9 protein-coding genes are annotated in these 9505 nt (G+C 67.2%); 1 reads left to right on the top strand and 8 read right to left on the bottom strand.

The window, feature by feature from the left end; all coding sequences use genetic code 11:
* The 8 genes from E1283_RS24960 to E1283_RS24925 form a co-directional block, all read right to left on the bottom strand.
* Positions 1–1184 (bottom strand): AAA family ATPase (locus E1283_RS24960; protein WP_132820392.1); only part of this gene is annotated, 1184 nt, incomplete at its 3' end.
* A gap of 126 nt (positions 1185–1310) precedes the next feature.
* The gene (locus E1283_RS24955; protein ID WP_132820391.1) at positions 1311–2432 is read right to left on the bottom strand and encodes a DNA cytosine methyltransferase; all 1122 of its coding nucleotides are present in this window, start codon (positions 2430–2432) and stop codon (positions 1311–1313) included.
* Positions 2432–3349, bottom strand: coding sequence for an adenine nucleotide alpha hydrolase family protein (locus E1283_RS24950; RefSeq protein ID WP_425086222.1), 918 nt, complete (start codon positions 3347–3349; stop codon positions 2432–2434). The genes E1283_RS24955 and E1283_RS24950 overlap by 1 nt, the downstream gene beginning before the upstream one ends.
* 115 nt (positions 3350–3464) lie before the next feature.
* Positions 3465–4346 (bottom strand): hypothetical protein, encoded by an 882-nt coding sequence (locus E1283_RS24945; protein WP_132820390.1) that lies wholly within the window; start codon positions 4344–4346, stop codon positions 3465–3467.
* Positions 4343–6142 (bottom strand): type IV secretory system conjugative DNA transfer family protein, encoded by a 1800-nt coding sequence (locus tag E1283_RS24940; protein ID WP_132820389.1) that lies wholly within the window; start codon positions 6140–6142, stop codon positions 4343–4345. The genes E1283_RS24945 and E1283_RS24940 overlap by 4 nt, the downstream gene beginning before the upstream one ends.
* A 137-nt stretch (positions 6143–6279) precedes the next feature.
* The gene (locus E1283_RS24935) at positions 6280–6660 is read right to left on the bottom strand and encodes a hypothetical protein (protein ID WP_132820388.1); all 381 of its coding nucleotides are present in this window, start codon (positions 6658–6660) and stop codon (positions 6280–6282) included.
* A gap of 51 nt (positions 6661–6711) precedes the next feature.
* Complete coding sequence (locus E1283_RS24930; protein WP_132820387.1) at positions 6712–7401, bottom strand: hypothetical protein; 690 nt, start codon at positions 7399–7401, stop codon at positions 6712–6714.
* Positions 7402–7974: 573 nt separating this feature from the next.
* Positions 7975–8394 carry a hypothetical protein gene (locus E1283_RS24925; protein WP_132820386.1) on the bottom strand — a complete coding sequence of 140 codons (420 nt, stop codon included), beginning with the start codon at positions 8392–8394 and terminating at the stop codon, positions 7975–7977.
* Between the two features lie 195 nt (positions 8395–8589).
* On the opposite strand from E1283_RS24925, the gene E1283_RS24920 reads away from it, so the two are divergent.
* A complete protein-coding gene (locus E1283_RS24920; RefSeq protein WP_132820393.1) occupies positions 8590–9177 on the top strand; it encodes an HAD domain-containing protein in 588 nt (195 codons plus the stop codon).
* Positions 9178–9505 lie beyond the last annotated feature (328 nt).

Genomic DNA, 9505 nt, shown 5'->3' with positions numbered 1-9505 from the left:
GTTCCCTTCCGAGGTGTGGTGGGGAGTTGGCGGCCGAGGGCGAGCGGGGTGATGGGGTGTCCGACGGCCTTGGTGACGATCTCGGTGACGGTTTCGCGGTCTTCGGGCGGGGCGACGCCGACGAGGTTGGCGAAAGCGACGTCGGAGCCGAGCACGGTGGCGATCTTTTGGAACGCGAGGAGTTCGCGGAGCTGGGGGGCCCAGCCGATCTCGTCCGCTTGGCGGAGCCGGGCGAGGTTGCGGGCGACACGGACGGCGGTGAGGTCGATCCCCAGCGAGGCGGCGAGGTCGTAGTCCGAGGTGACCTGGATCTGGACGGCGAACCTGCTGGCGAGGGCTTCGGTGAGGACCGCGCCGTGTACGCCGGGGTTGTGTCCTGCGATCACGTAGAAGCCGGGGGTGGCGGTGATCGTCTCGCCCTTGTGGGCCTTGACCTGGATCTGGCGGCGCCCGTCCATCGCCGGATAGAGGGCCGCGAGGACCTTGGGGGAGATCAAGGTCGCGTCATCGATCAGCAGGGCGCGGCCTTCCGTCATGGCGGTGATCAGGGGGCCGTAGACGAACTCGTATCCGCCGCTTTCGCTCTGGGTGTACTCCCCCACCAGGTCGCCGACGGTGGTGTCGCCGTCCCCCGCGACGGTGATCAAGTCTGGGAAGGCGGCCTCGACCAGCGAGGTCTTGCCCGTTCCGGGTGGCCCGTAGAGCAGGACGGGCACGTCGGCTCGCCGCAGTCGGCGTAGGGCTTCCACGTCCGGCATCTTCGCCAGGGACCTGGGGTGGTATTGCTGCCCGTTGGGTCGGGTGATCGGCCCGCCATCGGTGGCCGGCGCCGGCTGTGAGGTGCCAGTGGTTGGGCTGGGGGGCGGTTGGGCGTTCGGTGAGCGCTTCGGGGTGTGCCGCGCGGCGGCGGCCGTCAGGGGGGTTGCCTGATAGCGGCGGGGGTGAGAGCTGACGCGTTCCGCCTCGCCGCGGGCGACGAGGGTCTCGCAGGCGCTGCCGATCGCGCCGGTCGAGTGGCCCAGTTGCTTGGCCAGTTCCGTGACGCTGAAACGTCCCGACTCCTCAGCGGCCAGGACCCTGGCGACTGCGGCTCGGAGTTCACCCGGGCGTGCCTTCGCGGTTGGCGAGTTGGCGCCTGAGGTTCCTGGAGAGGCGGGGTGGCGTGGTGAGGTTGGGCTGGTCATCGATGGAGAATCCCTGTGGAGGGCGATTGTTCTGGAAGTGACAACCACGCGGGGCGCGATGGTGGGGGGCGGGAGATATCTCCTCGGGGAGCGGCGCCTGCTGGGCGGGCTGGTGGTGCAGGCTCGTCATGCGGCGAGGGCGAAGTCGTCGCGCGTGAGGTGCGGGCTCAGGAGGTGGCGGGCCAAGAGGGGTGGCACCGCGTTGCCGATCTGGTTGAACTGCTCGCCTTTGGTGCCTTGCCAGGGGTAGTCGTGCGGGAACGACTGCAGCACTCCGGCCTCGGCGGCGGTGATGGCGATGTGTGGCGGCTGGGTGGGGCCATCTGGTGAGGTGGTGCTGATCCAGGCGCACTCGTTGACGCGAGATCCGAAGAAGAGGGTGGAGGCTGGCTGGTCGAGATGACGGACCGCGGCATGGGCCTGGTTGTTGCTGCGCAGAGCCCAGCGGACATCGACGCGTGGGATCGCCGTGGCACCGGGTCGCAGCGTTCCGCTGGAGGTATGGCTGGGGACCGTGCCGGCAGGAAGGGCGGCGGCGCCGCCAGCGAACGCTGAGGAGCCGGGGCCGCCGGTCGTTTCCCAGCCGAGAGCCTCGGCCATGGATACCCACCGAGCCCGCCGGTGCCCGAACAGTGCTGCGGGCTCGGCGTGTTCGGCGTGGGTGGGTTCGGGTGGTACGGCCGGGCGGGTGCGGGAGGCGATCAGAATGGCCCTGCGGCGGGTTTGGGCGACACCGAAGTCAGCGGCGTTGAGAACACCTGACCACGTGGAGAAGCCCCACGTCCACAGGATGTGCGCGTACTGCTTCCAGAGCTGGACGACTGCGGGGACTTCCTCCATGACCACCCAGTCGGGGCGCCCGTGTCGCTTGAGTGCGGCGAGGTAGCGCATGGGTTCCGCAGCGAGAAGGGACCGGGGATCGGCGCAGGCGGTGAGCAGCCGTTCCCGGGTGTCGTGTCCGGCGGCGAGGTCGGCGACGGCCTGGTGGACGTGCTGCCGATCGCGAAGGCCGAGTTGCTTGCCCGCGGTGCTCCAGGCCTGGCATGGAGGCGAGACGATCAGGCCGGACACCTTGTCGGTGAAGGGCCACGTGGGGTAGGCGGTGACGTCGGTGCGGATGGTCAGATGCCTGGCGGCGGCTCGAGTGGCGCAGGCGGCAGCGTCCTCCTCGAGGCCGACGTCGCGGTAGCCCAATGCGGCCAGGCCAGTTGACCAACCGCCGGGGCCGGCGAACAGGTCGAGGATCATCACGCTGCCTGGTCATAGTCGGCCTGGACCGGAGATCCAGAGCGACAGGACCAGGGCGAGCAACCATCGAGGTCACCTTGCTCGAGGTCTTCTTCGTCGACCAGCTCCAGTTGGCGCTGAGCCAATTCGTGCGCGGTGACGCGGTCGATCGGCGCTTCGTCGAGGGGGACGCGGGCACGGTGAAGGAACGCCTGGCCGAGCAGCGGAGTGCCGTTCGCGTTCGCCCGGGCACTCCCGGTACGGATGGCGGTGTCGAATGCGACGACGTCCTGCCATTCCTCGGGCGAGGTGTCACGAATGTGACGCCACTGGGCATTGCCGTGGTATGGGCACCCCAGACAACTGGACTTCGGCGTCTGACCAAGACCTCGCGCCTTGAGGTAGCGCAGACAGTCGGCACGGGACCAATTCATGTCGACAATAAGCGGATGCCGATTGCGCATGTAGGCGACGTCGGAGTCCTTGGCGCGATGGAATTCGTCGGTCGAGATACCGACCCATTGCTCGACATAGACCCCGCTGGGGATCCGCTTGGGAAAGGGGTAGCCAATAAGATCGCGGACCTTCTTCTTGATCGGCTTGATTTTATATTCGCTGGTGCATTGCCGCCGCGCCATCCCGGGGCGCCCATCCTGATTGAGGATGTGAAGGGGCATGGATGCGAAACGATGGTTCGGGTTGAGGGCGTCGTCACGGATATTTCCGGTGGATACCCGGACGGTCGGTATATCGGCGGGCCCGGCGATGTCGTTCTCTAGGCGGTCGAGGTGAGAGTAGACGGCGCCGGGTTCCCATCCGGTGTCGGCGAAGATGGCGTAGTCGATCTTCGGCAGGAGGCCTTCGGCGGACAGACAGAGCAGGGTGGTGGACTGGACACCGGCCCCCAGGGAGAGGACGCGGAGGACGGGCTGCGACATGGAGGAACTCCAGGGTGGCGCGAGTAGAAGCGCTGGGATGTGCGAATGAGCCGAGGGCGTCGGTGAACCCGTCGTGGGCACGACGCCGGGTCGTCGTCATAGGAGTGGGGTGTGGTCACGTTCCCGAACGTGGCCGGCGGCGGCCTTGCGAGGGCCGCGAGGTGTCAGGAGGGCTCGCCGAGGCCCGTCCCGGGGTGATGGCGGCCAAGGCGGCTTGACCGCGTTTCGTGATCGTGAGGCGTTGGCCGTGGAAGAGCAGCATCGTGCTGGTGTCACGGCTGATCAGTCCCTTGCGCTCAAGGGAGTTGTAGGTGGTCAGGGTGATGCGCGGCCCCTGACCGACATCGATATAACGGGAGCCTCGAACCGTTTCGTGCAGGCGCACACCGCCGGCGGCGATCGCCTGCAGTGCGTGACGTTGTGCCGGAGTAAGCCGTTCGAGAGAGCCCGCATGCGCCTCGGCCTGAGCCTTGGCGGCGGCACGCGGTGTGGCAGCCGGCGACTGCCGTTCAGCGCTGCGCGCGAGCAGGGCGGTGCTGTGCAGGGCGAGGGCCGAATGTTCCAGCAGGGCCATGGCACCGACGCAGCACTGGGAGGCCTTGGTGTACCTGTCCTGGAGGTGCTGCTCGTCAACGCCGTTGTAGTTGTTGGCCCAGGTGGCCGTCGTCAGAGCGCTCTGCCCGGTGGCGCGGGCGAGCAGACTTGCGGCGTCAGCGGAGTCGCGGATGGCCTGGTTGAGGGTGGTCAGGGCGATGCCGGCCTCGAGGGGCTGACTTGGCTGGCTTGTGACGAGCTCCGTGAGGCGGCGCAGGGTCTCGTCGACCAGAATGTGGCAGTCAGTGAGATAGGCGGCGAGGTGAACCAGTCCGGCGGCTGGGTTGAGAAAGTCGCGTTCGTTGATCCGCTTCCACAGGGCCAGGTAGCGGTCGGCGAGGGCATCGAGCTGGTCGGCCCGTTCGGCAATGTCGAGAGGCCGGTGCGGCGCAGGGTCGTTCATGCTGCCTGCTCATAGGCGTCGGGCCCATCAGGGGCCGCGGTGTGTTCGAGGACGCGGGTGGTGATCAAGGCGGTCTGGCGCCGGGAGGCCGCGGCGATGTCGGAGGCGTCGGGTTGCCGGTACCAGGGCTTGAGCGTGAGCAGCGCGACGGGGAGTCCGGTGGCCAACAGGAGGCCTTGGCCCTTGGGGAGGGCGCGGATGCGGTCGGGAGGCAGGATGCGCTCGGTGCGGGTGGAGATGGAGGTGGAGCGGCCCTGTTCACTGTGCGAGTGGGAGATGGTCTCGACCTCGTGGTCGCCGATGAGGCGGGAGAGTTTGTCTGCGAAGTCGGGATCGTCGATGCCCGAGCCGATGATCTTGGTGGTGGAGGCTGACCAGAGGGCGTCCATGCCGGTGTCCCCCCAGACGCGTTGGCCCTGGCGGTAGCTCTGCAGGATCGTCAGGGGCAGGACGCCTCGGGAGCCGAGATGGGAGTAGAGGTCGGGGAGGTCCGCGATTTTGCAGACATTGGCCGCTTCATCGAGAACGCAGATCATCGGTGGGTCGAGGCGGCCACCGTCGCGTTCGGCTTGGCGAACCGCGGCGCGCATCACGGCGTCAGCGGCGGCGGCGATAATGCCGGAGGCCCCGCCACCTCCGTCCTTGGAGAGCAAGTAGAGGGTGTCGCGGCCGGTCGCGAAGTCCTCTGGCCGGAACTGCGGGACGTCTGGGTTGGGGGTGACCCAGGCGGCGATGGCGGGATCGAGCAAGCAGGCCAGGAACTGACGGGCCGTCTCGTAGATGCCGTCGCGGGTTTCGGCCGCGCCGGCCACGGTGCCCTCGAGCTGGTCGGCCCGGGCATCCTCACCGATGTCCTTGAGCGCGTCGATGGGCGTGCGGTCGGCCGGAGCTGCTAGCCAGGCCAGCACGTCGGTGACCGGCCGGCCGGTGTTGGACGCGGCCAAGAACATGCTGGTCAGCGTGTTTTGCGCGGCCTTGGACCAAAAATCTTGGTCGGACTCGCTGATGGTGGCGGTCACGAAGTGCCCGGCGAGACGCTGCGCCCCCTCCGGGGTGGCGGCCTCAGCGAGGATGTTCCACCACAGCTCGCGCGGGGCGCGGGCGATCTGCTGCGGGTCCAGCGTCCACACCCTCCCGACAGCGGCCCGGGCTTCGAGGGTGACGGTGTAGGCGTCGCTGGCAGCCTTGTTGGATGTCAGGAGCACCGCGCCCGGCGCGCTGAGGATGGCCGGGACAGCCAGGGAGGTGGTCTTGCCCGACCGCGGCGCCATGATCGCCAGACCGACATCCTCGAAGCTGGCGAACACCGCTTGGTGCCCGGGAGCGAGATCGCCGAGCCGGATCCCAATCTCGGAAGCTGCCAACCGACCCGCTGGCCGCGTGACAAGACTCGGCCGGAGCTGCCGCGCTTTCGCGGCGGTCGCCCGGGCCAACAGCGGCTTGACCTCTGCGGCGGTCGCCAGCGACTTCACCGGTCGACTCCGACCTGCCTCACGATGTCGAACCCACCACCACCCGCCCACCGCGACGGCTATCGCGGTGACCGTGGTAGGCGCGATCAGGCGGCCGACGGTCAACGGCGTACTGGAAGTGGAGGGCCACAATTGTTCCGGTTCCATCAGCGCCGCGGTGGGAGCGTAGGGGGCCCACGAGCCGGAGCCGGACAGGATGGTGGCGAGGTTGCCGCCGAGCCAGACGGCGTGTGCGAACGGCACCACCACGGCCAGGACAATCAGGATGAGATGGAAGAGTGCGTCAGTACCGGTGGAGGACGCGGAGGGGCGTGCAGGAGACATCGGCAGATCCGGTGGGGAACGAGGCGAACCACGGGCGGGGGGCGGCCTGGCCGATCTACCGAGCAGCGTGCTGAACAAGTGAACACCCCCTTTCACGAGGTTTTTTGGAAGTTTTCCTCACACCCGGCGTGAAGGAATTATGCCTGATCCCAGAACACGATGGTTGCCCCGGACTCCCCTGTGCGATAGCCGTAAAACCCGTATGTGGCGCCATCCCTGAGGTTCAGGGTTCGCGTCGTGCAGGTTCCATAACCACCGTTGGCGGTTACGCGGGCGACGAACCCATCTCGCTGGTTCCAAACCGCAACCGTCACGGAATACCCGTCGCGGCGGCTGTCGCAGACCTTGAGCCGGTCCCCGTCAGAGGAGAATCGTGCCGTGCCGTAACTGACGCTGTCCGGGAACTTGGTAATGTAGCCGTAGTCATCGGCCCGCGCGACACCTGCGTTCGTGGCCACGAGTGCCGCGCCCAAGGCAAGCGTGGCGAACACCTTGAGGAATTTTGGGTGATGCTTCATATGCCATCTCGTTTTCTGGGCGCCTTGTCTCGCGGTTCCGAAGGAAGGTGCCTATGCGGTGCGGCGGCGGGCCGTGGTGGTGGAGGGGGACGTCTGCGGCGTGGGACGTGGAGGCCGGATCGCCGTGGCGCCGGACCTGTGCCTGCGTGGCTCCTTGGCGCGGACGGCGAGCAGGTCCTCAGCGATCCCGGACAGTTCGTTGCGCTGATGCCCCAGGTCTTCACCAGCTAGTTCAAGGTCACGGGCGAAGCGATCGAGGTGCGGGCTGGGGCGCTCGGTTCCCTCCTGGGCGCACCACTGCGCGGCCTCGCTGAGGAACTCACCTGCGAGCGTGAGCACTCCATCCCGTTCGTCCGTCAGTTGGGCGATCAGGCTGGAGAGTTGCCGTGGCTCCCAGACCCGGTCGAGCTCGTCGGTGAGCGCGATCAGCGCACCCGCTGCTCGCGGCATGTCGGGCACCGGCTCCATCGGCCGGAGGATCTGCGGGTCGACGACGACCTCGAGATCGAGCTCCCGCAGCCGGTGCACGGCGTGCAGGGTTCGTCGGATCGCCTCTCCGTGCCGCATCGACGGAGGCAGCAGGAATACGTCTGTTGCAGGCTCGTGGACGAAGCCAGCCTTGGCGAGCACGAGAAGTTGCTCGTCCAAGGAATGCGCAAGGCGCGCGTGAATACCGAAGTCACGCGTGGCGCCGAACACGGCGTCGGGCCGCAGGGAAATCATCCTGTTGGGGTTCATCACGCCCAGCTCTCGAAGAGACCGGTCGAGTCAGACATGGGGGTCCTCACTTCCAGGAAAAAAGGGGGCGCGTGACGTAGAGCACGCGGGGAAACCAAGAGAGTGGTCGCGTCGCCGCTACTACTGCTGGTGGTGGCCCGGCCGCAAGGTCGGAACCCGGCCGATATTCCCGGAAGGGGCGGCTTCCTTCGGGCCCTCGGAGTCATGTATCGGTATCGGCTCGCGCTCCAGACTCTCCTGGGGACGACGCTCCGTCTCCCGGTCGTATAGGAGGGGATCGAGGTCGACCACGAAGCCGGCCGCCCGTAGCACAACTGCTGCCCGAGTGGCGCGTATCTTCGTTTCCGGTCGTCCGAGTTCTTTCGGCAGCCGCCACCATCGGTGGCGGGTGGGGAGTCGCATCTCGCGAAAGCCGCAGCGCCTCAGGAACCCGCCTGCGATTGATGTCTCGATTTGAGCGATCACCTCGCCGCTTGCTGGCTTCCGGAAGATCACCACCTGAAAGGTGTCTCAATTTCGGCTTGATGGCACGAGTAGCCGCCTTTCGCGTGGCGGTGGACTAATGGCCTGGTGTTCTCAGTCAGGGAGAGTTGCGGCAGCGATCTCGTCGGCGATATGAACGATTTGACCATCACCGGTCTGGGCATAGCTGTGGGTCTCTCCGGGACCCCGGCCGGGCAACACGGGAAGTAGCCACTTCTTGAGCTGTTTGAAGAACGTCACGCAGTCCAGGCAGTCTTGCTCGATATGAATGAGATACTTAGGCGCCGCGGTAACATACGACCGCTCACCACCGTTGTCGTCCCGAAGACGCCACCCATCCGCCCGGGTCGCGGTATGCCAGGACGGCGCGACCACGGTGAAGCGATCTCCGGTCAGCCCTCCGTCCAGGCTGCCGAAAATGATCAGCACACGCTCCCCCGAGACGAAATGGTCGTGGAGAACCGACCGTTCAAAGGTCATGGTGTCCACCACGACGATCTGCGAACGCGACACCGCAGGCTCCCTTCCCCTCAGCGCTATCGCACGGAAGACCCCAGAGTCCGCGACAACACCGGCTTGGGCAGACCGGATTTCCGTGATACGCCTCAGCTCTCACCACGCCCAGATAGTCGAAGCCACCACAGCTGCCGCAGCTTCCAGCGCCTCCCTGTCCCCTTGGCCAACCGCGAGCGCGCGAAGGAGATCTCGATGCCTCGCCCACTGCTCTACCTAGACGTCGACGGCCCTCTGAACCCCTATGCCGCGGATCCACAACGGCCACCCGCGGGATACACGGCCCACCGGATGCTCCCCGAGAGCTGGCTCGCACAACACCTGGGCAAGCCACGCCCCTACGTCAAACCGCTCCGCGTACTGCTCAACCCGGAACACGGAAAGCAACTCCGAACGCTCAGCGCGCGATACGACCTGGTGTGGGCGACCGCCTGGTCCACCGAGGCGAACACCTTCATCGCGCCCGTCCTCGGCCTACCCGATCTACCGGCCGTGGAGTTCCCCGCCGAGGACGCAACACACCTGAACGGCAGGTGCTGGAAGACGCGGCACATCCTCGCGCACGCCGCAGGAAGGGCCTTCGCGTGGATCGATGACGAGATCGGCGACGCAGACCTCAAACATGTGAGAAGCCACCATCCGAGCTCGGCGTTGCTTCACCACGTCGACGCCCGAATCGGCCTGCAGGATGAGGATTTCGCGACGCTCAGAGGCTTCGCCCAGCAGTTCACTACACCGAGTTCCCCTGCCGCGCCCCGTCGCGGGAATCACCCCCAGCTGTGACTGCGTGTTCGCCAACCTACCGACAGGTGAGGTCGGCGACGACGTTCGATCCCGCGAGTAGCGGCCGGGCCGGGCCGGCATGCCCGAGCCGCAGCCCCCCGCACACCGCCCGCAGGGGCAGCCGCAGATCCGGCCTGTCGGTCCGTCACGCCCGTGAGCCGTGGCCGGGTGCGGCGCCGTCCATGGCGTGGTGCCAGCGCTGGTAGAGCAGGGTGACGGCTGACGCCGTACTGCTGTGGGTGGGGTTGGTGGACGGTGAGGGTTCGGTGGGTTCAGCGCGCGCGGTTGTGCGGTGGCCGCTGCGCTATGGTCGGGGCGGGGGCTGGGC

Origin of the sequence: Streptomyces hainanensis (assembly GCF_004348415.1) — a bacterium.
Lineage (GTDB): Bacteria > Actinomycetota > Actinomycetes > Streptomycetales > Streptomycetaceae > Streptomyces > Streptomyces hainanensis.
The sequence above is the reverse complement of the archived record's forward strand: the minus strand, read 5'-3'. Positions and strand labels throughout refer to the sequence as shown.

What these genes read in the sequence shown, in the direction of transcription:
- E1283_RS24955 (WP_132820391.1), bottom strand. Translation starts at nt 2,432, where the DNA reads ATGATCCTCGACCTGTTCGCCGGCCCCGGCGGTTGGTCAACTGGCCTG.
- E1283_RS24950 (WP_425086222.1), bottom strand. Translation starts at nt 3,349, where the DNA reads ATGTCGCAGCCCGTCCTCCGCGTCCTCTCCCTGGGGGCCGGTGTCCAG.
- E1283_RS24945 (WP_132820390.1), bottom strand. Translation starts at nt 4,346, where the DNA reads ATGAACGACCCTGCGCCGCACCGGCCTCTCGACATTGCCGAACGGGCC.
- E1283_RS24940 (WP_132820389.1), bottom strand. Translation starts at nt 6,142, where the DNA reads ATGTCTCCTGCACGCCCCTCCGCGTCCTCCACCGGTACTGACGCACTC.
- E1283_RS24935 (WP_132820388.1), bottom strand. Translation starts at nt 6,660, where the DNA reads ATGAAGCATCACCCAAAATTCCTCAAGGTGTTCGCCACGCTTGCCTTG.
- E1283_RS24920 (WP_132820393.1), top strand. Translation starts at nt 8,590, where the DNA reads ATGCCTCGCCCACTGCTCTACCTAGACGTCGACGGCCCTCTGAACCCC.